Below are 24,793 nucleotides of genomic sequence, written 5' to 3'. Positions count from 1 at the left end.
GTTATTATGATTAGGGCTGTTTTTTGTATGGAAGGGAAGAACTTTGTGAATCGGGTTCTTCTTTTTTATTTGTAATGGTATATTTTAAATTTACTAAGTTAGGAGATGTTTAAAATTAAAAAGTACGTTTATAAGTTATTAACAGTTGTGCTGGCGCTTATGGTGGTGCTGAATACATCGGCTATTGGAGTGCTGGCAGGGAGCAACGGTTCAGTTGAGGCGACACCAGAACCAAGGGATTATGCGTTTTCAAATGGGACGATTACTGGACTGAAGACAACATATTTGGATGGACTGACTGACGAACAGAAGCAGAACATTAGACTGGAGATACCAGGAGAAATTAATGGGGAAAAGGTTACTGCGATTGGAGATAGTGCGTTTTCAAAGTGGTACAATAAGAAATATGATGGATATGATTTTGCATCATTGGATTTAAGTAAGGCAACCTCATTAGAAAGTATAGGAAAGGATACCTTTTATTCCTGTAAGAAATTAACTGGAGATTTATGTATTCCGGATACTGTAACCCAGATAGGAGAAAATGCTTTTAGAGAGTGTAAAGCATTTGATGGGACTTTACATCTGCCTAAAAACGTGAAAGTAATATCTAAATATGCATTTTATAATTGTAGCTTTACTGGAAGTTTGGAACTTCCTTCTAACCTAAAAAACATTGGTGATAGTGCCTTTAGACAGAGTTCGGCAAAAGTCAGCTTTACTGGGGAACTGATTCTGCCTGAGAGTGTGATAACGATTGAGGTAGCGGCTTTTTCTGGACAACAAGGATTTTCGGGAGTAGACTTGTCAAAATGCGTAAATGTCACGAGCATTCCAAGTGGCGTCTTTAGATACTGTAATTTTGAAAAGCTAATTATTCCTGAGAACATTCAGACCATTGGACCGAGTGCCTTTGCCGAAAATTCTGCATTGAAAACAGTGTACTTGCCTGAGAGAAAAAATCCAGAAAATGCTGATTTTGTTGCGGAATCAGCATTTGACTCAACTGCGAGTGATTGTGATATAATCTGCAAAAATGAAGATTATGATTATATACACGGGAAGCTCAAGTCCATTGCACAAGGCAAATTGACCTTCCCTGTCACGATATCCTTTAGTGATGATAAGAGTAACACATATGATGATATAGAACGCTTGTATAAGCGCACATATAATTATATAAAACAAAGTGATGGTTCGTGGAAAACAGATACAGCATATACATTTCCCCCAGTGAAAGGGGAAACGAAGAAAGTATGGAGTGTAGAAAAGGACGTAAATAAAGCCGTACGCGAAGGAGATACCATTTCTGAGAAAAAACCAACTCAAACTTTATATGCTGTAAACGGCATTATTGATCCAGTGATTGAATACAGTGAAGGAATTGATAAAGTATATGATGGGAAGCCGGCTAAATTGACTGTAACTGCAATGCATCCAGATATCAAGACCAGTGGTCCATACTATATGGGGGACAAAGTATACTATTATACTTGGAAGTTACTGCAGATTGGTAAGACCGAAACTATTTTACAGGGGATGAATGTAAATGTATGTGAGCTTACAGATGTATATGCCCCAGGACAAGCAATAGGTTGTGAAGTGACTGTACAAGCGTGTACATTAGTACCAAGTTCAAGCAGTAAGGTGACAGCGCAAGCAGTACCTTTCTATACAGAAAAACATACTTTTACGATAAAAATAAGCCAGGCAGAACCAATGGTTAACCCAAACATAGCCTCCGGTGTATACCAAATGACCTCGGGCAATACCGCTTTACCTGAGATAAAGTTATCCGATGGAGACACCCCAGGAGCGATTGCATGGAAGTCTGGTCAGAAGCTTCATGAAGGTGCAGGAAGCTATGAATGGACTTTTACCCCAGAGAAGAATTCACAGGGACAATATAATTACAAGCCTATGGAAGGTACAGTAGAATTATATTGCACCACGAAAAATTTTGATGACGACTTTGTCAATGGAAAAATCGAAGCATTACCATCTATTGAAGAAAATCAAGAGGCAACTGAGGCGCAAAAAAAAGATATTCTCGATGCCTATGCTGCATATCAGATAGCTAGTGATGAGATTAAGGCTGCTGTCAATGAAGAAGCACAACAAAAGATGTTAGATGCGGTTGCAAAGATTCCACAATTTGAAACAGCCACGGAGGGACTTGCCGTTAAGAATGAGCAGGATTTGCTGACGAATTTAACAGCAAAAGACGCTGCTGTTGTGAAAGACTCAGATGATACCAAATGTACCCTCAAGGTTGTTTCATCTGAAGTTCAAAATCCAGAAGATACCGTGCAGAATGCCATAGCAGAGGCGGCAGGCAGCGAGGCAAAGGTGGGTGGCCACTTTGACGTCCAGGTGGTAAAAACTATAGAAAGTGGTTCAAGTCCGGCCACAGAAATTTTGACCACCGTTAAGAAGCCGTTGAAACTTGTCTTTAATGTCCCGAAAGCACTTCAGTCTGCCAATCGCAAATTCTTTATTATACGGGCTCACGAAGATGCGGAGGGCAAGGTTACCGCAGAGAAGTTACTTGACGAAGACAACGACCCTTCCACTATCACGGTAACCAGCGACAAATTCTCCACATATGCAATCGCTTATGCAGAGGAGGAGTCTTCAGGCGGCAGCAGCCCTGGAGACAGTTCTTACGTCTACAATATATCCGCTTTTGCCGGCGACCACGGCGTAATCACGCCATCTGGTACTGCTTATGCATACTATGGCAGCACCAAAACTTTTAGCTTCACACCAGACGAAGGTTACAAAGTTACTGATGTCGTTGTGGACGGTGCCAGCATTGGTGCGGTTTCTTCTTACACCTTTGAAAATATAACAAAGGCGCACACCATAGCGGTCACTTTCGAGCTGATTGCAGACGATCAAGATAGAATTATCAATGGCGTCAAGGCAACGACCATCAAAGCGTCTTCCTCCGCAAGGAAAGGCTCTATTACGGTCAAATGGAAAAAATCCACAGGTTTCAAGGTGGACTATTTCCAAGTGTTCCGTTCGACAAAAAAGAACAGCGGGTATGGTAACAAGGCTTTCTACACCACCAAGACGGGAACGCAGAAGAGCTATAAGAATACCAAAAAACTTAGAAAAGGCACTCGCTACTATTATAAAGTCAGAGGTGTTAGAACCATCGACGGTGTCAAAGTCTGCACCAAATGGTCCAACAAAGCGATCAGAATCGCAAAATAAGTGGAGAAAAACCAGTCATAACTCACAAAGAGCCATGGCTGGTTTTTTGATACAGATATTCGCAGCGGCCAATACGCTTTTACAAAAAAATATCAAGAACGTACAGAAAAAGTCCAAAAAGTGACATAAACTTAAATCCCCCTTGTATTCCCCATATCCTGGTGGTACCTTTATTAAAAAGGACCGCGAGGAGGGGAACGTGAATGAAGCTTTTTGAAAATAATTATCGCAGCAGGCTCAAACTGACCAATGACCAGGTTTTCTACTGGGTCTATGGCATGGATACGGAAGAGTCGAAACGGGCGCTCATCGCACTGCTCAATGTGGTTCTGGACAGAAAGGACGACCCCATTGTCGAGGTCAGGCTCCTGAACCCGGTCCAGAAGGGCTTTGTCATCGGCGACAAACTCACCGTCATGGACGTCAAGTGCGAGACGTCATCGGGCGAACTGATTGACGTGGAGATGCAACGTTCGCTTCGCTCACTCCTCCAGTCGCTATCGTTCCTTCCGCTGTCCGTTTCGCTTAGCCAGGCATAGCCTGGGGCGAAAAGGCAAAACGGCCGGCTTCCGTTCTATCCGGAGCGGTCGCTGTTTTATAACATAGGAAATATCGTCCAAAGGACATATTTCCGTATGTTTCAAAGAACGTACCTTGCGAAGAGTCGCCCCTTGTGGGCTACATGTGGAAATAGGAATCTTTGATTCCGTCATTTCCACGTTCTTTATGGCGGAAAAATGGTGAATTCGGCATTGGAAGAAGGGGAAGACTATGATAAAATGAAGAAAAGTATAGTCATCTCCTTCGTGGACAAGGTGCTCTTTCCGGACATACCGGGCATCCATACGAGGTTCCTGGTCAAAGAGGAACATACAGGCCATCCGCTGGCCGACAGGCTTATCCTGCATTTCATAGAGCTGGGCAAGGTGTCGGCAGACAGGGCGGTGGAGGACCTGGACCCCCTGGAGAGGTTCGCAGCCTACATGAAATACTGCAGCGACCCGCAGAAGGAGGACTATGTGAACCAGCTGCTAGACAGCGGGGAGGAGGCGGTTCAGATGTCAGAACATGTATATAAGAAGGTGACGGAAAGCGATTTTGCAAGGGAGATGCTGGAGCGGGAAGAAAAGGCTGCACATGATATAGCGACCATGAAGGTCCATGCCCGCAGGGAAGGCCTTGCAGAAGGCCTTGCTGAAGGACGCAAAGAAGGACGAACGGAGGGTATTGTCGCAGGCGTTCAACAAGTGAAACGAGCGCTCAGGCTTTCAGCCGAGGGAAAAACGCCAGAAGAAATATCTGCGGAACTGGATCTAACCATTGAAATCGTCAGGGAGATGCTGGATTTGGAGGCTGTCATAGAGTGAACATTAATATACCGGATTACGTAAACCGTGCTTTGCTGGCTTTGGAGAATGCAGGCCACCAGAGTTTTGTCGTCGGCGGCTGCGTCAGAGACGCTTTGATGGGAAAAAAACCGGCGGATTGGGACGTCTGCACTTCGGCAAAGCCAGAGCAAATTAAAGAGACGTTCAGCAGTTATAAGACTATTGACATCGGAATGAAACATGGCACGGTGGCAATTTTGACCAGCGGCGGTTCAGTAGAAATCACTACTTACCGCATCGACGGAGCGTATTTGGACAATCGTCATCCTGAGAAAGTGATGTTTACCGACGACCTGACAGAAGATCTGGCGCGCAGAGATTTCACCATGAACGCCATCGCTTATCACCCGAAAGACGGCTTGCGGGATCCTTTTGATGGACAAAAGGCCATTGCGGACAGGCTGATCCGATGCGTGGGAGAGCCTGTAAAACGATTTGAAGAAGATGCACTGCGTATTCTGCGGGGATTACGATTCGCATCTGTTCTCGGCTTTCAGCTTGAAAAGGAGAGTGCAGAGGCTATGAGGCAGTGCGCAGAACTGACCAAAAAAGTGTCTGCGGAACGGATCAATGTGGAACTATCGAAGCTGATTATGGGAAGTTCTGCCGATAAGGTCTTACAGGAATTTGGGGACATCATCGAAATCGCAGCGCCGGGACTTAGGGCGGTGCCAGTGAGCCATGCACCAGAGAAATTACCAGTACGCCTAGCGATGTTGTTTCCAGAAAAGACAGAGGCTGCGTTGCGCCAGCTGAAGTATGATAATCATAACGTCAAAACAGCGGTGGCGTTGGCAGGTTTATTGCGAGAGGCACTGCCAGAGGGGGGCTGGGCAGCCAAAAAACTTTTATATCGCCATGGCGAAGAGATTGCCAGGATGTATTTTGAAACCTTGGGCAGGCTTCCAGAACTTGATGAAATTTTGCAGTCAGGGCAGTGCTACAGTGTCGGGCAGCTGGCGGTAAATGGCAGGGACTTGATTGCTGCGGGGATAGGACCGGGCAAGGCAATCGGTGAGAGCTTAGAATATCTTCTGCAGGCCGTGATGGAAGGCAAAGTGGAGAATGACAAAGAGCAGCTTTTGCAGCTGGCTTTGAAAAAGAAGTAAGCAGATAGCTGCTCATAGAAAAAATACAGTTCAAACTTCCATGACATAGATTTCATTATTTCCATCAAAAGTGAATCCGCAGGACAATAATGTGTTGCAAGAAGCTTTGTTTTCTTGCTCCGGCTGTGCGATAATACGTTTCGCACCATTTTGTAATTCAATTTTTTCAATCAGTAATTGGATCATCTTTTTACCAAATCCTTTGCCAAGATATGCAGCATCCCCAATCAGATAATCAATACTGTAAGTGCCATTTATATCCGTGCTGCCATGCCAATCTTCTCCACTGTGGCGATATTCATAATACTGACAGAAGCCGATAGATCTGTTTTCTGCTTCCAGTATGAAGTGACGTAAAAAAGAAAATTCATCATTCCTTTTTCTGACCTCGTCAATCCAATCCAACGGGTCGTGATACCATTTGGCTACATGGGGCGAATACAGCCAGTTTTCAAATAGAGCAACATCTTCATTCTGAAGTTGACGAAGTAACAGTTTTTCCAAGGGACGTCTCCTTTCTAAATATGAATAATATTTCATGTTCTTATTATAGCCGCCGCAGCCCTTGATGTCAATATGAATAATATTTCATATTTCTTGACCGGATAAATACTATGAGGTATACTTGTTCTTGTGAAAGGGGGGCTTGAATTGAATGATACAGCCGTTCGTGAGCCAATACAGAAACGCTCTATCGAAAAGAAAACCAGAATCATAACAGCAGGGTTGGATTTATTTTCTAAAAAGGGTTATTACAATACAAACACTGTTCAAATTGCAAAGGCCGCAGGTGTTTCCACGGGAACAGTCTACAGCTATTTCAAGGATAAGAAAGATATTTATATCGCTTCTTTTGAATACTTCCTTGATAGTTATCTCAGACCATTGCTAAATGAATTAGAGCGCCTGCCGAAACCTGTTGATATGCAAGTGCTTGTTGATAAATGTATTGATTTGTTTATCGATCTTTATGTCAATTCTAAGCAAACCGTAAACGAACTGGGACGTATGCAGCAATCAGAGCCGGAAATCATGCAGCGCTTTGCGGCTTACGAGGACATGATTTTGTCGGCGCTTGTAAAAGCTGTCGATCATCCCAGTGTTACTAAGAAAAATTTGTCAGAAAAGATATATCTCTTATATACCTTGGCAGATGTTTTAGGGCAGGAACACGCTTTTCATTACCACAGAAACATTGACTTAGAGGTGCTGCGCAGGCAGATAACAACCATGTTGACGTATCTACTGCAGAAAGACAAAGAAAATTAGCATGGACAGATGACATATAACGTGTATTGCGAAGCGTCCTGATTTCATGCCCTTTTCTATATTGCATTGATAATCTTGGCTTTGTTTGCAAATAATGAGTGCAGTAGAAAGAAGGGGAAAATTACTATGCAAAGAAAATCAAGACTATATTTCATCACGACCGGAATATTATTCTTGACTTTTATCGTTTTTACGATATTAGTGAAGACCGTCGATGTAAAACCGATTGGCCCGCGAGGTTCCGAAGTTGGATTTGCGGCAATCAACCGATTTTTCTTTCAACATCTGGGCACGAGCCGTTTCTGGTATGTTGTCACCAGTTGGCTGGGATTTGTGGCTATGGCAGTCATCTTTGCCTTTGCCATTCTGGGACTGGTGCAGTTCATCAGAAGACGAACCCTCCAAAAGGTGGACGAGAGAATTTTGCTGCTGGGCGGGTTTTATTTTGTTATTCTGATTGTGTATGCGATTTTTGAATTTCTCGTCATCAACTATAGGCCGGTAATTTTGACGAAGGAACTGGAAGCGTCTTATCCGTCGTCCCACACCATGCTTATTATCTGCGTCATGGTTACGGCGATGATGCAGCTGCATTACTATTTGAAAGAGAAAAGGGGATGGCTGACAGCAGGCGATGCGGCGGCAGTTCTTGTCATCGTTCTGACGGTAGTCGGCAGGCTTCTGTCTGGAGTTCACTGGTTTACTGATATCTTTGCCAGCATGATATTATCGTCAGCTTTTATTGCCTTGTACGTGGCGGCGCTTAAACATATTGAGGAAAAACGCGAAGAAAAAGACTGCTGAAAAAGCAGTCTTTTTGTACAATTAATTGGACGTTGGAATAAACGGTCTGACAGCACCTGCAACCACGTTGATTGGCATGGTTTGCAGAATGATTTTGCCTGGTCCCTTGACCACGGTGTTAAATACGCCTTCACCGCCGAAGAGCATGTTCTTCACACCTGGCACGGAGACAATTTCCATAGAACAGGTGGATTCCATCGCTGCCAGGTAGCCAGTGTCGACGACCATGGACTGGCCAGCTGCCAAGTTGTACTCTACGGCGTAACCGTCAATTTCGACAAAGACAGTGCCGTGTCCTGATAGTTTCTGCATGATGAATCCTTCACCGCCAAAGAAGCCTGCGCCGGCTTTCTTCTGGAAGAAGATGGACAGCTCAACGCTCGCTTCGCTGGCCAAGAATGCGCTTTTCTGTACGATCATTTCTTTTCCTGGTGCGATATCGAAGACTTTGATGGAACCGGGAAAGCAAGAAGCAAAAGCGATTTGGCCTGCACCACCCTGGGCGGTATATTTGTTCTGAAAGAGTGTATCTCCTGAGAACATTCTGCCCAGCGCTTTGCCGATGCCGCCATTGCTGGTGGTCTCCATCTTCATGTTTGGCGTCATCCAGCTCATAGCGCCACTCTCTGTAATTAATGCCTCACCTGAATCCAAGTCACAGATGACTGCAGGTAATGGTTCTCCGACAATTTTATAATTCATAAATTCATCCTTTCTTCTCTCAACGATAAGCTTATGTAGATTTTATCAGATGGTAGCATCGGCTGTAAAGAAGTTTTGGGCAGAGCTTTTGAAATTCCTAGCAATTTTTGTTTTGTAATTGGGTAATTTATGGTATACTAACATATTATACGAAGCATTTGGAGGATTTTTAAATGAGCGAACCTGTTTCAACCAATTTTATTCATGCGATTATTGATAAAGATTTAGAAAATAAAAAATACGGAGACAAAGTCTACACCAGATTCCCGCCGGAACCTAACGGTTACCTGCACATCGGACATGCCAAATCCATCTGCCTGAACTTTTCAACAGCTGCAAAATATGGCGGCAAGTGTAATCTGCGATACGACGACACCAATCCGGTCAAAGAAGATGTAGAATACGTAGATTCCATCGAAGAAGATGTAAAGTGGCTGGGCTGGCAGTGGGATAAGCGCCTGTGGGCTTCGGACTACTTTGACCAGATGTATGAGGCAGCGGTGGAATTGATTAAAAAAGGAAAGGCTTATGTCTGCAGTCTCAATCCTGAGGAGATGAAGGAGTACAGAGGAACTTTGACCTGTGCCGGAAAGGAAAGCCCCTGCAGGGCACAGAGCGTAGAAGAAAATCTGCGTCTGTTTGAGGAAATGAAGGCTGGAAAATACGCCGACGGCGAGAGAGTTCTCAGAGCAAAAATTGACATGTGCTCTCCGAACATCAATATGAGAGATCCTATCATTTACCGAATTGCCCATACAGAGCATCACAATACAGGAAACAAATGGTGCATCTATCCGATGTACGATTTTGCGCATCCCATCGAGGATGCTATCGAAGGAATCACCCATTCCATCTGCACCCTGGAATTTGAGGATCATAGGCCTCTGTATGACTGGGTTCTGAAAGAAGTCGGCTGGTGGGAGACACCGCCGCAGCAGATTGAATTTGCCCGCCTGAACATCACCAATACGGTGATGAGCAAACGCCATCTGAAGGCGCTTGTGGATGACGGTGTCGTCGAGGGCTGGGATGATCCGAGAATGCCGACCATCGCTGGTCTTCGTCGTCGTGGTTATACGCCGGAAGCAATCCGGGACTTCTGCGAGAGAATCGGCGTAGCCAAATCCAACAGCACTGTTGAGGTGTCGCTGCTTGAGCACTGCGTTCGGGAGGATCTCAAAGGCAAGGTTCCAAGCCGCAACGTCATTGAAAACCCGATCAAAGTGGTCATCACCAATTATCCAGAAGATCAGAGCGAAATGGTGGAGTTGGAAAACAACAAGGAAGTGCCGGAAATGGGTACGCGTCAAATTCCGTTCTCTCGTGAACTTTATGTGGACGGAGCTGACTTCATGGAAGTACCAGTAAAGAAATATTTTCGCCTGTTCCCTGGTAATGAAGTCAGATTCAAAGGTGCCTATTTCATCACTTGCAACGACGTAGTGAAAAATGAAGATGGTTCCATCAAAGAACTGCTCTGTACCTACGATCCTGAGACGAGAAGCGGCAGCGGATTTGAAGGCCGCAAGGTGAAGGGTACCATCCACTTCGTCGACGCCAAGACCGCCGTCAAGATCAAAATCAGAAACTATAATTACCTGATGGTAGAGGATGAGAATGGAGAATATGTTCTCAATCCGGATTCGGTAGAAGAAACCTGGGGTTACGCAGAGCCTTCCATAGCCGAAGCCGCGCCAGGAGAAAGATTCCAATTCTTCAGACATGGCTACTATGTTGCCGACAGCAAATTGACCACGGCAGATGAGAAGGTCTTCAATCGAATCGTAGATTTGAAGAGTTCCTGGAAACCAAATAAATAGATGTAAATGTACAGAACCGCTAATGCGGTTCTGTTTTTTTGAAATGATTGCGGTCAAATCGGAATCATTTCAATTAAAATCGGCAAATCTGCCATGAATACTTGGTTTTTGATCATTTTAGGCACTTTTTTAAGAAATCAAGCCGATTTTTAGATTGAATTACCAAAAAAAGTAAATAAATACAATGGTGAAGAAACCTATATAATAATTATATTTTGTAAAAAACAAGGTTTTAGCTTAAAATTCCATCCAATTATTGCTTTTTTTCCACCTGGGGAGACTGATAAAAACTGAAATCTGCCATAAAAGCCCTCAAAATTACTGATTTCAGGCACTTTTGCCGGATTTAATAATTTGCCGTGATGTATGAGTAAGAAATTATTGTAAAAAAATTACAATTATGGTATTATTTAAATGAAGGAGACGCGAGATGGACGATTTTTTAAAAATGGTGGAAGAAGAACTGCATCATCAAAAAATATTATTGAAGAAAAGCAAACAGATTTTGAGAAAAGGCACAGAGGGGACACTCAGATGCAGATTGCGAAAAGAGGGGACGGCAATCTATCGGATAAAGAGAGAAGGCGGGCGGCAACAGGAAGTCAATATCACGGATCAGAAAGATTTGATCAAAGAGCTGGTCGAAAAGAGAGTTTACCAAAAGATTTTGCCAGCTGCAGAAAAGAATATCGAGATTTTGAAAAAGCTGAAGGAGCAGTATCAGCCTGATTCTTTCAAGGAAACCATCGGAAGGCTTTCCCAGAGCTATCGTGAAGCTATTCTTGCCTTGGGATATGAAAAGACGATAGATAAAAAAACTTTTAAACCCATTCAATACCACTTTGATGAGAAGAGACACATCCATGAGACCAACTGCGGTCTGATGGTACAATCAAAATCCGAGGTCATTATTACCAATGCTTTAACCAGCTATGGCATTCCCTTTTCCTACGAAAAAGATTTCCCTCGTTACGAAGACGATCCATGGCCGATGCAGCCGGATTACACCTTTGACTTGCCCAATGGGGAAGTCAAGCTATGGGAGCATTTGGGGATGTTGAAAAGAGAGAAATATTGTAAGCGCAATGCAGATAAATTGTACACTTATCAAATGCAAGGCTTTCACATCGGCAGAAACCTGATCATCACCCAGGATGATGCCAAGGGCAATTGCAGCAGCCCGTATATCGACAAGATGATTCGCGAGCATCTGCTGCCATATTACAGAAGGTGACCAGAGGTCTTTACAACTCATCCAAATATTCATCTGCGATTTTGTTGATCTTTTCTATTTTGTCAGCGATCTTCCTCGGGTCGCTTCGAAAGTCGTAGTTGGGATTGCTGTGAGCCAGGCAGTCGTTCCAGGCATTGCAGATTTCGCTGAGTGAAGCGAGAATTTTTTTCCTTACCGCTGGTGTCAGCGTGTCTTCGTGATCTGCATACTCATATTTCAGCCATTGAGAGTAGAGACCGACATCAAAAACATCGTACTTCGCGTACAATTTGTCAGCTTGCTTGAAATCTTTGATCGCCATCGCGTTGCTATAACATCCGTAGTAGAAATCATCTATCAATTCTTTTGTCTGTACAACGGTGGCAGTAGAAGAACCTATTTCCTCCAGGTCTTCATCTATAGAGGCAAGTTGGTTGTTCATACCGTCGAGGCTCTGGTATACAGAACGGTCGATATAATGCCGAAGCTGATAGATATGACGGACGTTGAATGCCAGGCATGCAATCAGTACGATGCAAATTAGGATGGTAACGATATTGATGTTTTCTTTCTTCATTGCACTCACCTCTATAATCCAGATGATCCATTGGTACTGACTTTATCTGCCAGATCGTGCAAAGCTTGGGGGTCTGTTATCAGGTATCCGCTGCTATTTTTCGTTAAAATGCCTTTCTTGGCAAAAGCCGCTATTACGTAGAGCAGATGGCGGTAGGAGACACCGAGAAATTCTGCTGTTTCCGTGTGTTTCTCTCGATAAACGCCGCCGGTGGCAGTAGTGAGAATGAAGGCGGCTAAACGATTTTCCAAAGGGTAGGTCTGACTTTTTGAATACGCAGCAGTATTGCGCAGTGCTTTTTTGCTCAGAAACAGGCAGAGCTGGCGGAGAAACTTCACATCGGTCATAATCTGCTCACGGCAGGCAGCGGTGTCAATTCTGTAGCATTGGCAGGGTGTGATTGCAGTTATGCCGTTGGCACATTGCTGTGCGCCTAAGAATTCCATTTCTCCGATAAAGCAGGGAGCGTCAAGGAAGCTGACCAAAGAGGTTCGTCCGTTTTCATGTGTCAAAAACAACTTGGCTCTGCCTTCCATCAAGTAATATAGAGGGGAAGAATCAGTGCCTTCTTCTAATATCGATTCGCCGCTTTCGAACTTTACAATGGAACAAAAAGGCTCAATATCAAAGCTGAATAATTCCGTCAAGGGAAATAGTTTCATAAAGTTAGGTCCTCCGTTAATGATGTGAGAAATCTCATATTCATTTTACTCTAATTTATGGTACAATGCAACAAAAGGAGGCTGATTATGGAACAGATAGAATACTGGGACAGTGTTTCAGAGGTAAAAGAATTTACGACGCCTTTTCAGACAGAGGCTTTTGGAAAGTACGTGAGAAAGAAAGATGTGATTGCGGATATCGGCTGTGGCTATGGCCGCACGCTGCACCAACTACAGCAGGAGGGGTTTCAAAATCTCCTCGGCTTTGATTTTGCAGCGGGCATGATTGAACGAGGAAAACAGCAGTTTCCCACTCTCGACTTACGGGTAAAGGAAGGAGATGCCATCGATCTGCCCGACCAAAGTGTAGACGCAGTCATACTCTTCGCCGTTTTGACCTGTATAAGAGACAATGAGGAACAGCGACGTCTGATTAAAGAGATTCAGCGTGTGTTAAAGCCAGGCGGCGTCTTGTATGTCAACGATTTTCTTCTGAATACAGACGAGCATAATGTGCCTCGTTACGAAAAGTACAAAGACAAGTACGGCGTGTATGGAGTATTTGAACTTCCAGAAGGGGCTGTCTGCAGACACCACGATGAGCGGTGGATCAAAGAATTACTGGCAGATTTTAGAGAAATGGAGTATCAACATTTGACTTTTACAACCATGAACGGAAATAAGTCCAATGGATTTTACTTTATCGGCAGAAAAGACAAGTAGAGAATCTTGTGACGCGTTCCGAACCAGCCATAGGCCGGGGAACGCTAGCATAAATTCTGCCAGGCAAATCGCCAGTGGCTCTTTGGGCAGAATGTCATACGAAAACGGCGGGTGATCCTACCCGCCGTATTTTTAGTGCGCTTCTTCGTATAGCTGCAATCCCGTCAACTGACAGTAACAGTGAATCTCCTCCGTCAAAATCGAGCCGGCTGCATTTCCGTCGCCTGCCAGAAGGTATCTGTGAATGGAAGTCACAGAGGCAGAAGCCTGGCTGCCGCGAGTCTCACAATACTTTTTGAAGTGGAGGAGGGACACCTGCTTGAATGTATTGTAAATCAGGGAGAACAGGTTGTTACCTGACTTGATATAGATAAAGTGATGGTAGGCAAAAAGCGCGTCAGCCCACTGGCCGGCATGCTGTGGGTCCGTCGGAATCTTCTCCGCGATAGCAAAGAGCTCCTGCAGTTTTTCGTAGTCCGCTGGTGTGGCTCTCTGCACAAACCGCTCAAATGTCAGGGGCTCCAGCACCAAACGCAGTTCCAGAATCGATCGATAGGTCTGTGCATCCATCCTGTTATTGTTGTATTTGATGATTTCTGTCAAAGTCTCCAGAGAGCCGGTCTCCACATAATCGGTTACGACAGTTCCCTGCTTCGGAATCGATTTTACAAAGCCGAAACGCTCCAGATCCTTCAGACCGTCGTGTACGGCGGTTTTACTGATATTCATTTCTTCTGCCATGGCCCGCTCCGAGGGCAGTTTTTCTCCTACGGGCAGTTCTCCTGAGAGAATCATGGACTCCATCTTATTGATAAACATTTCTTTGATTGTAGGTCTTTTCAAGCTTTCGAATTTCAAAATGCGTACCTCCATGCTATTCTGGTCTGACCATATGATATCACAATTCAGAATATTTGTAAAGATTCTCTTAATCGGTTGACAAAAGGCAGTTCATCATGTATGTTAATAGTATAACAATCGTTATGGTATTTGGTCTGACCAAACAGACAGGAATTTGCAAGGTGGTAAAAATATGAAAGATTTCAAGATCATTGAGGTAAAGCAAAGCGTATTTGCAGATAACGACGCGGACGCAGAAAAGCTGAGACAGCAGTTAAAGGAGGAGAAAACCTTCCTCTTGAACCTGATGTCGTCTCCCGGAGCAGGTAAGACGACGACCCTGAAGAGGACCATCGCCATGCTCGCAGGCGAGATGAAAATCGGCGTCATGGAGGCGGATATCGATTCCGATGTAGATGCCAAAGCCATCTCAGAAACGGGAGCGGAGACCATTCAGCTTCACACCGGCGGCATGTGTCATCTGGATGCAGATATGACCCGGCAGGGCATAGAGCAGCTGAACGCAAAAGATTTAGATCTGGTGGTTCTGGAGAACGTCGGCAATCTGGTCTGCCCGGCTGAGTTTGATACAGGCAGCGTCAAGAATGCGATGATTTTGTCTGTACCGGAGGGCGATGATAAACCGCTGAAATATCCGCTGATGTTCCAGATTAGTGACGTGGTTTTGATCAACAAATGCGATACCCTGCATGTCTTTGATGATTTTGATACGGAGGCTGTCAAGGAGCGGATTCACAAACTGAACCCGAAGGCAGAAGTATTTTACATATCGGCAAAGACCGGCGAAGGCTTTGACGCCTGGACCGACTGGCTGAGACGTGAAGCTGCAGGTTGGAATAGATAGGAGGGAATGATATGGCACAAGAGAGAGAATTGATTATAAAGCTGGGGCAGAAGATTACGGACCGCATCGGTCACAAGGTTACGGCAGACGACCCGGAATACTACGGCCTGGCCTGTGTGGTAACCGACGAGATGGCGGAGGTGGCTTTGGCCATGAAAGTCAGAGTGCCGACCACACCAGAGGCCATTGCAAAGAAATGCGGCAAAAGCGCAGAGCGCACCCATGAACTGATGGAAGAGATGAGCGTCATCGGCCTTTTGGAATACAACTGGGAAAATGCGGATCATCACAAGCAGTACGTTTTGCCGATGTTCGTTCCCGGCTGTGCGGAATTTATGAATATGAACAAAGAGCAGGTGGAGACCCATCCGGAAGTGGCAAGGATGTTCGAGCGGATGTCTTTCCTGCCTCTTGAGAAGATTACGCCGATGATTCCGCCGGGAGGGGCTGGCGTCGGCATGCATGTCATTCCGGTAGAAAAGGCCATCCCGACAGAACAGAAGTCCCTCAGCATCGAGCATATTTCCCACTGGCTGAAAAAATATGAAGGCAAATATGCAGTAGGCGCCTGTTCCTGCCGTCGTTCCAGGCGCATTTTGGGTGAGGGCTGTGGACATCTGGAAGACGACATGTGTATCGGTGTCGGCGATATGGCGGACTACATCGTGGAGACGGGCAAAGGACGCTACATCGATATTGACGAAGTGATGGAGATTCTGCAGCGAGCCGAGGACAACGGCTTTGTACATCAGATTACAAACATCGACGGAGAGGACAAAATCTTCGCCATCTGTAACTGCTGTGTCTGTTCCTGTTATGCCCTGCGTACATCACAGTATTTCAATACGCCCAACATGTCCAGATCCAGCTACATCGCCAAAGTGGACACAGAAAAGTGCGTAGCCTGCGGCCAATGCGTGGAATACTGTCCGGCGGGAGCCGTCAAGCTGGGGCAGAAACTCTGCACCAAGGAGCCTATCGAATATCCGGTGCGGGAGCTGCCTGACGCGGTCAAATGGGGGCCTGAGAAGTGGAGCCCTGATTACAGAGACGAAAATCAGATCAACTGCTATGATACGGGAACTTCTCCTTGTAAGACCAACTGCCCGGCGCATATTGCCGTGCAGGGATACATCAAAATGGCTGCTCAGGGAAAATACATGGACGCTCTCAAGCTGATTAAAAAAGAGAATCCGTTCCCGGCAGTCTGCGGGCGAATCTGTAACCGCCGCTGTGAAGATGCCTGTACCCGAGGTGAAATCGACGATCCAGTGGCAATTGACGATATCAAAGATTTTATCGCGCAGCAGGAACTGAAGGCAGAGTCACGTTATGTGCCGCAGATGCTCAATCAACTGAACAAACCTTTTGCAGAAAAGATCGCTGTCATCGGCGCGGGACCTGCAGGCATGAGTTGTGCCTTCTATCTGACGCAGAAGGGCTATCCTGTCACTGTCTTTGAGAAAGCCGACAGACCGGGCGGCATGTTGATGCACGGCATTCCTTCCTTCAGGCTGGAAAAGGACGTCATCGAAGCAGAAATCGACGTGCTGCGTCAGATGGGCGTAGAGTTTCAATGCGGCATCGAGGTGGGAAAAGATTTGACCATCGATAAGCTGCGGGAAGAAGGATACAAAGCCTTTTACATAGCCATCGGCTGCCAGGGCGGACGCAAAATCGGCGTACCGGGCGAAGAGGCAGAAGGCGTGGACACGGGAGTCGAGTTCTTATACAAAGTAAACAGCGCCACAGATATCAAGCTTTCAGGACGCACCGTGGTCGTAGGCGGCGGCAACGTCGCTGTAGACGTAGCTAGAGCGGCGGTTAGATGCGGCTCATCTGAAGTATCTATGTATTGCCTGGAAAGCCGCGACATCATGCCGGCGGCAGATGACGAGGTGGCAGAAGCCGAAGAAGAAGGCATCAAAGTGGGCAACAGCTGGGGACCGGCGGAGATTTTGACAGAAGAGGGCAAAGTGAAGGCAGTCGTATTCAAGAAATGTTTATCGGTATTTGACGATAACGGTCGATTTGCACCGGTTTACGACGAAAATAACACCATCACAGTGGAATGTGAAAACGTGCTTCTCAGTGTGGGTCAGAGCATCCAGTGGGGCGGCCTCCTGGAGGGCAGCAAGGTTGAACTGGGGCGCGGAAACGGTGCAATGGCAGACCACGTGACCTATCAGACGGCAGAGCCGGATATCTTTGTGGGCGGTGACGTCTACACCGGACCGAAGTTTGCCATCGATGCCATCGCAGCAGGGAAAGAAGCCTCCGTGTCAATTCACCGCTTTGTCCACGAAGGACAGAGCCTGACCATCGGCAGAAACCTGCGCCAATATATCGAGTTGGATAAGAAGAACCTGGATATTGCCGAGGATAGTTACGACAATTCCAGCCGTCAGGTACCGGGCAGGAACGGTGAGGATGCAAGGTCCACTTTCCGCGATCTGCGCAAGCCTTTGACAGAGGAACAGATTGCCATCGAAACGGCACGGTGTCTGGGATGCGGTGCTTCTGTGGTCGATTACAATAGATGCATCGGCTGCGGTGTCTGTACGACAAAGTGTGAGTTCGACGCTATCCATCTGAATAGGGAGCTAGAGGCCAGCAAGATGATGAGAAGTGAAGACAAGATGAAGGCAATTCTGCCATATGCCGCAAAACGCCAGATCAAGATCATGAGAAACAAGAAGGCAAATAAGGGGCGCTGATTATGCATGAATTTGGAATCGTAGTCCACGTGGTGGATACACTGGAAAAACTGGCGGTGGAAAATGATCTGAGCGAGATTGCCAGCGTTACCTTGGAAATCGGCGAAGTTAGTTCAGTATTGCCAGACTACATCGTGGATGCATGGCAGTATCTGCATAAGAAATCTGATGTTCTTGCCGATGCAGAGCTGAAAATAGAGAAGCTGCCGGCGGTATCCATCTGTCTGGACTGCAAGAAGACCTATCCGACCCTGGAGGGCAAGAAGCAGTGTCCCCACTGCGGCGGATTCATGACAGAATTGGTATCCGGTGATGAATTTAACATCAAAGAGATAGAAGGCTGCTGATTATAACGGCCGGAGTACAAGGAAAACCTTGCCCTCCGGCCGATTTATATAAAAACGACCTTTTCAGGCCATTTTGTCCGATTGGTGTCTATCTGTCGTGAGGCCAAACTGAATTAGTCCGAACTAGGACTAATTCAGTTTGGCGTTAGATGCAGATTATGCCAACAGGCTGCCGCCCATGATGACGGAGAAGATGAAGCCGGCTGCGATGACGACAAATGTGATGATGTCCGCCATGGAGTCGAAAATCTTTTGATGATGCTGCAGCCTGCTCCAAGCGTAGAAGAAAAATCCCGGTGCAAACATCAGCGCGGATATGATGATATTGCTGATACCTGTTGCAAAGAGCAGCCAAAATCCGTAAATGGTTCCCAATATGGAAACCAGCCACACCTTGAAGGTGACATTATTTTGCCCCAGCCTGTTATCATGAATGGTGACTTTCAGGCAGTACAGAGCTGATAATACAAATGGTATCATAATGGCACTGGTGGCCAGGGTGTACATCGCCTGATAGGTGGATGATTGAAAATATACGACGATCAGCAGCACTTGCACCACGGCAGCTGTCAGTATCAAAGCGGCTACGGGCGCTTTTTTTCTGTTTTCGCCAGTGAGAAATTTAGGGAAGCAGCCGTGCAGAGCGGGGGCAAAGGCGCTGTCAGCAGTTACGATGGTATAGGAGAACATGGCGCCGGCAATGGAAATGATGACGCCGATGTTGATCAGTGTTGCACCCCAAGGACCGACGATGCTGGCCAGCAAGGTTGCCATAGCGGGATTTCCCAGTGCTGCCAGTTCGCTTCTTGGCATCACGCCCATGCTGAGGACGGAGATTAACACATAGAGTACCAGCAAGAAAAGAAAGGACAGTTCCGTAGCCTTGCCAGCAACTGCTGTATTTTTTGCTCTGCCGGAGATGACCACGGCCCCCTCGATACCTGTGAAAATCCAGACTGTCGTATAGGTAGTTTCGAGGACCTGCTTGCCGAGGGAAAGACCGGTGTCCTGCCCGAGGAAATTATCCAAAAAAATATCAAAGTCAAAAGCACCCAAGAAAATGATGAAGATGATGAAAGCGAAAATCGGGACAATTTTGGCGATGACGATAACAGCATTTATGGTAACCGCTTCCTGCACGCCGCCCATGATCAAAATGGTAAAGACCCAGATCAGAATGGAGGCGCCGATGATAGAGGCCAGGTTGTTGCCGTCACCGAACACAGGCATGAATTGCCCCAAAGCTGCAAATAATAACGTAGCAAAGGACACCTGAGAGAGGATGGCGCTGATCCAATATCCCCAGGCGGCGTTGAAGCCGATATATTCACCAAAGCCCTCTTTGGCGTAGGCGAAGATGCCGCTTTTTAAATTTGGTTTTACAATGCTCAATCTATTGAAGCACATAGCCAGACAGTACATGCCGATGCCGGCGATGGCCCAGCCGATGAGTACGGCCAGTGTTCCGGCTCCATTGTTTGCCATGTCCGCAAAACTGCTGAAAACCCCGCTTGCCAGGGTTGTTCCTATGGCGAAACAAGTTAATTTAAAAAGGCCCAGGCCTTGACGTTCACTCATAATTTGTGTCCTCGCTTGTAAATAAAGATAGTATTAATATGAGTGAGACAGAGAAAATTATACATGGGAAATAAATGGAGATACTGTTGAACTGTAACGTAGTTTGCGTTACGATATAATAAATAGGAAGGTGACAATATGGATAACTATTCCATATTTTACGTTATCTGAGATGAAAAAGTAATCGTAACCAATGTCCTATACAGCGCTTATGATATTAATAGGCGTTTGAGCAGGGAAAGTGAATACGAATAAATACAGCCTTTTTAGAGGCTGTATTCATTATCCATTAAAAGCTACAGAAACAGAAAACCACTCTTCATCGTATTTGACGTCAAAGATGCCGCCGCTTTTTTGGACGATGTCCTCCACGTTGCGCAGTCCCAGGCCGTGAACACCTGGGTTTGACTTGGTGGTCGCAAGACGGTCGCCGACGGTTTTGACGATGCCGTCATAGGTGTTTTTTATTTTAATGATCAGACAACCCTGTTTGTAGGCGATGGATAAATGAATTTCTTTGTTAGAGCAGCCCTCTTTTCTAACTGCTTCCAGGGCGTTGTCAATCAGGTTTCCCAGGACTAAAGTCAGGTTGTAAGCATCAAAATGAAGGTCAGCGGGAATCTGAATCTGGTAATTAAAGGAGATTCCTTCGTCCCCAACGTGGAAAAACTTGTAATTGATCAGGCTATCGATGACGGGATAGCCGCTTGCAGATATTTCATCACTGGAATTGAGATTTGCTAGAATTCTTTCCATATAGTCATGAACCTCTTCGTGACGTCCCTTTTGAATCAACCCCTGAATAACGGTTAGATGATTTTTCATGTCGTGACGAGTGCTTTTGACTGCAGCACCAGAATTTTGCAGTATCTCAAGCTGTTTTTGGTAGGAGTCGTTCTGCTGCACAATCATGTTGTTTTCCATCTGCAGACGCGAAACACGGGTAGAGCGGTCGTAGAGGAAGAACAAAATTACATTCAGAAGGAGAAGAATCGCTGAACCGATATAAAAGGTGAGATCCAAGCCGTTTACCTCAGCAAATAGGGGAATATTCTGAAGCTTAGAACCTCGCGAAAGGACGTTGATATCCACTAGCAGGGAGAAACCCACCAGCAGCAAAATGGAAATTGGCGTCATCAGGCTGGAAATCCAGCGAATCCAGGCAGTCTGGTGATTTTGTCGGTATTCTGTTAAGAATGAAATGGGCAGAAACAACAGCCAGAGAATGACGGCATAGAGAATCAGGCCAAAGGTGGCGTTGAACCTTGGCGGCGTGAACAGTCCCAGATGGATTCGTCCGGATAGGCGGATCAAAAAATATTCTACTGCCAGCATTACCGTAATTAGAAGGATTGTGGATAAAACTCTGCGGGCAGTTTTTGATTGGTAGATAAAAGTCAGACCAAGGCAGAGCAGCAGCTTAAGGCCCCAACCGACGTAGTAATTGACGTGAAGGAGGGGCAGAAGGGTGGAGACGCACCAAAACAAAACATAAGCAGAGAGTTCGAACCTTTTGCTCAGCTTCGCAACGGGATACAGCAGATGGTAATACCGATAAATTAGATAGGTCAGAAATCCGTCTGTCAGAGCAGATGCAAGCAGATAGAGATATATCATACATCTTCCTCCTCAAGTAATTGCCTTTTTTTGTGCTCTTTGAAACTTTGCTTATAAGTCTCTCCGATGGACAAAACCGCACCGTCTGACATCGTGACGGCAGCTGCGTGAAACTCCATGACCCGGCGCAGGTTGATGATGTAGGATTTGTGAATCCGACAAAATTGAATGGGCAGGGAGGGAATGATTTTCTGCAGCTGGCCGTAATAGGTAAAGCGGTTCGTTTCTGTAACGACAGTGATTTTACGATTGCGGCTCTCGAAGTAGAGAATCTGATTGTAGGGAATTCGGAAGGTGTCTCTTCCAATCTGAAAGATATGGGTTTTCTCCAAATCGCCGCATCTCTTTCTTGCAAGCTCCAAATCCTTGATGACCAGCTGCGGATCAATTGGTTTTGCGATGAAGTGGAGGGGCTGCACATCGAAAAGCTGTCGGTCGTATTGCGTCGTTCCCGATACAAAGACAATCTCGGTATCGCTGTCGCAGAGGACGCTGCGGATGTTCCGACTCAGTTCTATGCCGCTGAGGGAAGGCATTTCGATATCCAGATAGATCAGGTCAAAGCCGTGTTCCCGGCAGATAAAATCGTAAAGATCAGTGCCGTCATAGAAGACTTCAATCTCTGCGCGTATTTTGTTTTCTTGCGTGTATTGAATCAGCGTATTTTCAATAAAGTGACAGATCGCTCTGACGTCGTCACAAATGGCGATATTCAGCATCACAGTTCTCCTTTTATAGGGGTATCTTATCATATTTTTTACCGATTTACTACATTTAACTTTGCTGTTTACAACATCAAAAGGCAGAGACCGCAGTTATGAGGTAAAATAAGAGAAAGAAAGGGGTGTTTAAAATGAATAGGAATCGAAAAATTCTGCTGTTGGTAATCTCTGCCTGTCTGTTTACAATGGCTATAGCTGGCTGCAGCGGTGATAACACAGCAAAAAGCAGCGAGGGAGAAAGTCACACCGTCAGCCAAAAGGGGACAGGTGTTGATGTGGACAAGTATACTATGGATTTAAAATTAGATACGGAGAAAAAGACCTTGTCGGGAACTGTAATCATAGATTTGACTAACCATACGAAAGAGACGATTCCCGACATCTGCATCCGCAATTATGCTGCGTCCATTCTGAAAGAAGAGAAAAAGGGAAACAGTGAAATCCACAGCGTAACTGTGAACGGTAACCAGATGGAATCTTCTGTTGCGAGAGACCCTTCCGTGATTTATGTAAAGCTTCAGGATAAGAAACTGAAACCGGGCCAGTCCATCTCTCTAAAGGTGGATTACCTGACCGACATACCGAAGGTCAGAGATCGATTCGGTTATTATCAGGCGGGAAAGCGGCAGAACTACCTATTGTCTTTCTGCTTTCCGCAGCTTGCAATGTATGAGGCCGGAAAATGGAAGACACCGCCATACATTTCTGGCGCAGAATCCACCTGCAACAACGTCACTGACTACCGGGTGCGACTGGAAACAGAAAAAGACTTTATAATCGCTGCCAGCGGTGAAGAGAAGACGGAGGACGGGATTACGACGATTACGGCAGAAAACATGCGGGATATGGTCATTACGGCTTCCAATAACATGGATGTGAAAACAGAAACGGCAGAAGGCGTGAAAATCAATCATTATACCTTGCAGTACGACGGAGCTGGGAGATATAACGACTATGCCATGGAGGCGGCGAAGGATGCAGTAAAGCTGTTTACGGAAAGGTTCGGTAAATATCCTTACGAGGAACTGGATATGGTTCAGTGTTTTGACGAAGGAGGAATGGAATATCCGGGATTGATTCTGGTTGGTCTGCCGGATATCGCTCCGGCAGAAGACATCGTGTCTCAGCTTGATAAAAATGGAGGCTACAGCGAACTATGCCTTTTGGTCGCTCATGAAACCGCGCACCAGTGGTTCTACGGGGCAGTGGGAAACGATCAGTTTGAGGAACCGTGGCTGGATGAAAGCTTTGCCGAATTCTGCGAAAGCATGGTTTTCGGACTCTCACGGCCAGACAGCTTGAAGAACGCCATGGCATCAGATGAGAAACGGTTTGAGTATTACGGCAGTCCGCTTATCTTTTACGAAACTGAAAAAGATGTCGAGGAACATCTGAAATATGCGGATGAGGATCAGTTTCCAATCAACAAAGCTTATGATGAATACAAGGAACCTGACGATTACTCATGGACTGTTTATCAGGATGGAGCGCTGTTCCTCTACGAATTGAAAAAATCTATGGGCGAGGAGAACTTTTATGAAGCCATGCAGGATTACTATAAGACTTATTGTCTTAAAATCGCTAAGGGAGAGGACTTCTTAAAAATCATCAGGAAGTATGATGATTCTGCTAAAACCCAGAAGGTAATAGACAAATACATTGAAACCTCCAGCTAAAGGCGGTATCCTATAGTCAGAAGGAGACGGATTGGATGAAGAAACAAATTATTTTTTCCATGGTGGCGCTGATTGCAGTATTGGTTTTGGTCATCGTGCGCATTACCATCGGCTATGACATAGAAAAGAAAGAAATTCTGGACGACGAATATTATAACCGGCGTGTGAAAGCTGAGTGGAAGATGCAGGAGAAGGCAGATGGAGATGCCCTGGAGACTTTCCGCAAGCTTGAGAAAAACCCGGAAGACAGGGCGCAATGCGTTGAAGAGGTCACTGACTGCCTGCAGTATGCCCTGGATCACTTTGCAGAATTGGACAAGGGGCAGGAGGCAGATATAGAAATTACTGCTAAATTGTGTTACGCCCATAGCTTTATCACCGCCTTGTATATGCACAGTGATTATGACCAGACGGTGCACACCGCAAAGGAAAAACGATTTTGGAAATGCCTGGTCAATCGCTATATCCACCTTTACAGAAACTATGCGATTAATGCTACGTCGAATCATCAGGAGAAGGCTGAGCTACTTGAAATCGAGGCGCTGGCACGCAAACTATTGCCGAACCTGGACGAAGAGGCAGCGGTTTTCGTCAATCGTCTGGCAGATGTGATGGAAGAAAGCAGCCATTGAGAAGGTCTGCATCTGCAACTATGCGGCTTTGATTCTGGAAATCATCAGAGTACTAGTGACATTTTAATCTGCCGTTTCTTTTGCAGGCGATTCCTCTAAAAAGGTTGAACAGCACTTTGCAATCAGTATGAACTGCCCCAGATTATCAAATCTGCCATAAAACTCAAAAAAATAAAGAAATATGGCAGATGTTAAAAGAGATCAGGGGTATATTGGTTCTCAAATAGGCAAAAATTCATAAAAAAATAGCCAGGTAACGCATATAATAAGAATGAACTATATGAATTTTGATGATTTTTCCTGCTGAGCT

At 45.6% G+C, this 24,793-nt stretch carries 21 protein-coding genes and 1 pseudogene; 14 read left to right on the top strand and 8 right to left on the bottom strand.

What is annotated here, in order from left to right; genetic code table 11:
- Positions 1–105 precede the first annotated feature (105 nt).
- From ACMQ5W_RS09770 to ACMQ5W_RS09755, 4 genes and pseudogenes are all read left to right on the top strand, one after another.
- A complete protein-coding gene (locus tag ACMQ5W_RS09770; protein ID WP_419025019.1) occupies positions 106–3,222 on the top strand; it encodes a leucine-rich repeat protein in 3,117 nt (1,038 codons plus the stop codon).
- Between the two features lie 203 nt (positions 3,223–3,425).
- On the top strand, positions 3,426–3,761 hold the full coding sequence (locus ACMQ5W_RS09765) for a PD-(D/E)XK nuclease family transposase (protein WP_419025018.1): 336 nt from the start codon (positions 3,426–3,428) through the stop codon (positions 3,759–3,761).
- Positions 3,762–3,953: 192 nt separating this feature from the next.
- Positions 3,954–4,589: pseudogene (locus ACMQ5W_RS09760) on the top strand (Rpn family recombination-promoting nuclease/putative transposase); the annotation flags it as partial.
- Positions 4,586–5,719 carry a CCA tRNA nucleotidyltransferase gene (locus ACMQ5W_RS09755; protein ID WP_419025017.1) on the top strand — a complete coding sequence of 378 codons (1,134 nt, stop codon included), beginning with the start codon at positions 4,586–4,588 and terminating at the stop codon, positions 5,717–5,719. The pseudogene ACMQ5W_RS09760 and the gene ACMQ5W_RS09755, both read left to right, overlap by 4 nt.
- 30 nt (positions 5,720–5,749) lie before the next feature.
- On the opposite strand, the gene ACMQ5W_RS09750 is transcribed toward ACMQ5W_RS09755, so the two are convergent.
- Positions 5,750–6,223 (bottom strand): GNAT family N-acetyltransferase, encoded by a 474-nt coding sequence (locus ACMQ5W_RS09750; RefSeq protein WP_419025016.1) that lies wholly within the window; start codon positions 6,221–6,223, stop codon positions 5,750–5,752.
- Between the two features lie 147 nt (positions 6,224–6,370).
- Between ACMQ5W_RS09750 and ACMQ5W_RS09745 the strand changes: the two genes are divergently transcribed.
- Together ACMQ5W_RS09745 and ACMQ5W_RS09740 are read left to right on the top strand one after the other, a co-directional pair.
- The gene (locus ACMQ5W_RS09745) at positions 6,371–6,988 is read left to right on the top strand and encodes a TetR/AcrR family transcriptional regulator (RefSeq protein WP_419025015.1); all 618 of its coding nucleotides are present in this window, start codon (positions 6,371–6,373) and stop codon (positions 6,986–6,988) included.
- Positions 6,989–7,114: 126 nt separating this feature from the next.
- The gene (locus ACMQ5W_RS09740; protein WP_419025014.1) at positions 7,115–7,792 is read left to right on the top strand and encodes a phosphatase PAP2 family protein; all 678 of its coding nucleotides are present in this window, start codon (positions 7,115–7,117) and stop codon (positions 7,790–7,792) included.
- A gap of 21 nt (positions 7,793–7,813) precedes the next feature.
- On the opposite strand, the gene ACMQ5W_RS09735 is transcribed toward ACMQ5W_RS09740, so the two are convergent.
- Positions 7,814–8,494 (bottom strand): TIGR00266 family protein, encoded by a 681-nt coding sequence (locus ACMQ5W_RS09735; protein ID WP_148491386.1) that lies wholly within the window; start codon positions 8,492–8,494, stop codon positions 7,814–7,816.
- A 173-nt stretch (positions 8,495–8,667) separates the two neighbouring features.
- On the opposite strand from ACMQ5W_RS09735, the gene ACMQ5W_RS09730 reads away from it, so the two are divergent.
- Positions 8,668–10,314, top strand: coding sequence for a glutamine--tRNA ligase/YqeY domain fusion protein (locus ACMQ5W_RS09730; protein WP_419025013.1), 1,647 nt, complete (start codon positions 8,668–8,670; stop codon positions 10,312–10,314).
- Positions 10,315–10,744: 430 nt separating this feature from the next.
- Positions 10,745–11,548 (top strand): hypothetical protein, encoded by an 804-nt coding sequence (locus ACMQ5W_RS09725; protein ID WP_419025012.1) that lies wholly within the window; start codon positions 10,745–10,747, stop codon positions 11,546–11,548.
- A gap of 10 nt (positions 11,549–11,558) precedes the next feature.
- On the opposite strand, the gene ACMQ5W_RS09720 is transcribed toward ACMQ5W_RS09725, so the two are convergent.
- Both ACMQ5W_RS09720 and yeiL read right to left on the bottom strand, forming a co-directional pair.
- Positions 11,559–12,104: a hypothetical protein gene (locus ACMQ5W_RS09720; RefSeq protein ID WP_419025011.1), complete on the bottom strand. Its 546-nt coding sequence runs from the start codon at positions 12,102–12,104 to the stop codon at positions 11,559–11,561.
- Between the two features lie 11 nt (positions 12,105–12,115).
- Positions 12,116–12,766, bottom strand: a complete 651-nt coding sequence (gene yeiL, locus ACMQ5W_RS09715; protein WP_419025010.1) for a transcriptional regulator YeiL — start codon at positions 12,764–12,766, stop codon at positions 12,116–12,118.
- Positions 12,767–12,853: 87 nt separating this feature from the next.
- On the opposite strand from yeiL, the gene ACMQ5W_RS09710 reads away from it, so the two are divergent.
- The gene (locus tag ACMQ5W_RS09710; RefSeq protein ID WP_419025009.1) at positions 12,854–13,489 is read left to right on the top strand and encodes a class I SAM-dependent methyltransferase; all 636 of its coding nucleotides are present in this window, start codon (positions 12,854–12,856) and stop codon (positions 13,487–13,489) included.
- 132 nt (positions 13,490–13,621) lie between these two features.
- Here ACMQ5W_RS09710 and ACMQ5W_RS09705 read toward each other — a convergent pair whose 3' ends face one another.
- Positions 13,622–14,347 carry a FadR/GntR family transcriptional regulator gene (locus tag ACMQ5W_RS09705; RefSeq protein ID WP_419025008.1) on the bottom strand — a complete coding sequence of 242 codons (726 nt, stop codon included), beginning with the start codon at positions 14,345–14,347 and terminating at the stop codon, positions 13,622–13,624.
- A 175-nt stretch (positions 14,348–14,522) separates the two neighbouring features.
- Here ACMQ5W_RS09705 and hypB point away from each other — a divergent pair, with 175 nt between their 5' ends.
- The 3 genes from hypB to ACMQ5W_RS09690 are packed head-to-tail and all read left to right on the top strand — an operon-like array spanning position 14,523 to position 18,258.
- The gene (hypB, locus tag ACMQ5W_RS09700; protein ID WP_419025007.1) at positions 14,523–15,194 is read left to right on the top strand and encodes a hydrogenase nickel incorporation protein HypB; all 672 of its coding nucleotides are present in this window, start codon (positions 14,523–14,525) and stop codon (positions 15,192–15,194) included.
- Between the two features lie 11 nt (positions 15,195–15,205).
- Positions 15,206–17,911: an FAD-dependent oxidoreductase gene (locus tag ACMQ5W_RS09695; protein ID WP_419025006.1), complete on the top strand. Its 2,706-nt coding sequence runs from the start codon at positions 15,206–15,208 to the stop codon at positions 17,909–17,911.
- Between the two features lie 2 nt (positions 17,912–17,913).
- Positions 17,914–18,258 carry a hydrogenase maturation nickel metallochaperone HypA gene (locus tag ACMQ5W_RS09690; protein ID WP_419025005.1) on the top strand — a complete coding sequence of 115 codons (345 nt, stop codon included), beginning with the start codon at positions 17,914–17,916 and terminating at the stop codon, positions 18,256–18,258.
- A 156-nt stretch (positions 18,259–18,414) separates the two neighbouring features.
- Here the strand turns inward: ACMQ5W_RS09690 and ACMQ5W_RS09685 are convergent, their stop codons facing one another.
- From ACMQ5W_RS09685 to ACMQ5W_RS09675, 3 genes are all read right to left on the bottom strand, one after another.
- Positions 18,415–19,836 (bottom strand): basic amino acid/polyamine antiporter, encoded by a 1,422-nt coding sequence (locus ACMQ5W_RS09685; RefSeq protein ID WP_419025004.1) that lies wholly within the window; start codon positions 19,834–19,836, stop codon positions 18,415–18,417.
- 282 nt (positions 19,837–20,118) lie between these two features.
- Positions 20,119–21,453 (bottom strand): sensor histidine kinase, encoded by a 1,335-nt coding sequence (locus tag ACMQ5W_RS09680; protein WP_419025003.1) that lies wholly within the window; start codon positions 21,451–21,453, stop codon positions 20,119–20,121.
- On the bottom strand, positions 21,450–22,172 hold the full coding sequence (locus ACMQ5W_RS09675; protein ID WP_419025002.1) for a LytR/AlgR family response regulator transcription factor: 723 nt from the start codon (positions 22,170–22,172) through the stop codon (positions 21,450–21,452). Before ACMQ5W_RS09675 ends, ACMQ5W_RS09680 begins: the two co-directional genes overlap by 4 nt.
- Positions 22,173–22,306: 134 nt before the next feature.
- Between ACMQ5W_RS09675 and ACMQ5W_RS09670 the strand changes: the two genes are divergently transcribed.
- Positions 22,307–23,851, top strand: a complete 1,545-nt coding sequence (locus tag ACMQ5W_RS09670) for a M1 family metallopeptidase (protein WP_419025001.1) — start codon at positions 22,307–22,309, stop codon at positions 23,849–23,851.
- A 35-nt stretch (positions 23,852–23,886) separates the two neighbouring features.
- Positions 23,887–24,483, top strand: a complete 597-nt coding sequence (locus ACMQ5W_RS09665) for a hypothetical protein (protein WP_419025000.1) — start codon at positions 23,887–23,889, stop codon at positions 24,481–24,483.
- The last annotated feature ends 310 nt before the right edge of the window (positions 24,484–24,793 follow it).

This window comes from Emergencia sp. (assembly GCF_048465375.1).
Classification (GTDB): Bacteria; Bacillota; Clostridia; order Peptostreptococcales; family Anaerovoracaceae; genus Senimuribacter.
Note: the sequence above shows the minus strand (reverse complement) of the source record. Positions and strands in the feature narration are given on the sequence as shown.

Bases quoted from the DNA above. Each gene is read 5' to 3' on its own strand.
- ACMQ5W_RS09770 (WP_419025019.1), top strand. From the start codon at position 106: ATGTTTAAAATTAAAAAGTACGTTTATAAGTTATTAACAGTTGTGCTG.
- ACMQ5W_RS09765 (WP_419025018.1), top strand. From the start codon at position 3,426: ATGAAGCTTTTTGAAAATAATTATCGCAGCAGGCTCAAACTGACCAAT.
- ACMQ5W_RS09740 (WP_419025014.1), top strand. From the start codon at position 7,115: ATGCAAAGAAAATCAAGACTATATTTCATCACGACCGGAATATTATTC.
- ACMQ5W_RS09735 (WP_148491386.1), bottom strand. From the start codon at position 8,494: ATGAATTATAAAATTGTCGGAGAACCATTACCTGCAGTCATCTGTGAC.
- ACMQ5W_RS09730 (WP_419025013.1), top strand. From the start codon at position 8,668: ATGAGCGAACCTGTTTCAACCAATTTTATTCATGCGATTATTGATAAA.
- ACMQ5W_RS09725 (WP_419025012.1), top strand. From the start codon at position 10,745: ATGGACGATTTTTTAAAAATGGTGGAAGAAGAACTGCATCATCAAAAA.
- ACMQ5W_RS09720 (WP_419025011.1), bottom strand. From the start codon at position 12,104: ATGAAGAAAGAAAACATCAATATCGTTACCATCCTAATTTGCATCGTA.
- yeiL (WP_419025010.1), bottom strand. From the start codon at position 12,766: ATGAAACTATTTCCCTTGACGGAATTATTCAGCTTTGATATTGAGCCT.
- ACMQ5W_RS09710 (WP_419025009.1), top strand. From the start codon at position 12,854: ATGGAACAGATAGAATACTGGGACAGTGTTTCAGAGGTAAAAGAATTT.
- hypB (WP_419025007.1), top strand. From the start codon at position 14,523: ATGAAAGATTTCAAGATCATTGAGGTAAAGCAAAGCGTATTTGCAGAT.
- ACMQ5W_RS09695 (WP_419025006.1), top strand. From the start codon at position 15,206: ATGGCACAAGAGAGAGAATTGATTATAAAGCTGGGGCAGAAGATTACG.
- ACMQ5W_RS09690 (WP_419025005.1), top strand. From the start codon at position 17,914: ATGCATGAATTTGGAATCGTAGTCCACGTGGTGGATACACTGGAAAAA.
- ACMQ5W_RS09685 (WP_419025004.1), bottom strand. From the start codon at position 19,836: ATGAGTGAACGTCAAGGCCTGGGCCTTTTTAAATTAACTTGTTTCGCC.
- ACMQ5W_RS09680 (WP_419025003.1), bottom strand. From the start codon at position 21,453: ATGATATATCTCTATCTGCTTGCATCTGCTCTGACAGACGGATTTCTG.
- ACMQ5W_RS09675 (WP_419025002.1), bottom strand. From the start codon at position 22,172: ATGCTGAATATCGCCATTTGTGACGACGTCAGAGCGATCTGTCACTTT.
- ACMQ5W_RS09670 (WP_419025001.1), top strand. From the start codon at position 22,307: ATGAATAGGAATCGAAAAATTCTGCTGTTGGTAATCTCTGCCTGTCTG.
- ACMQ5W_RS09665 (WP_419025000.1), top strand. From the start codon at position 23,887: ATGAAGAAACAAATTATTTTTTCCATGGTGGCGCTGATTGCAGTATTG.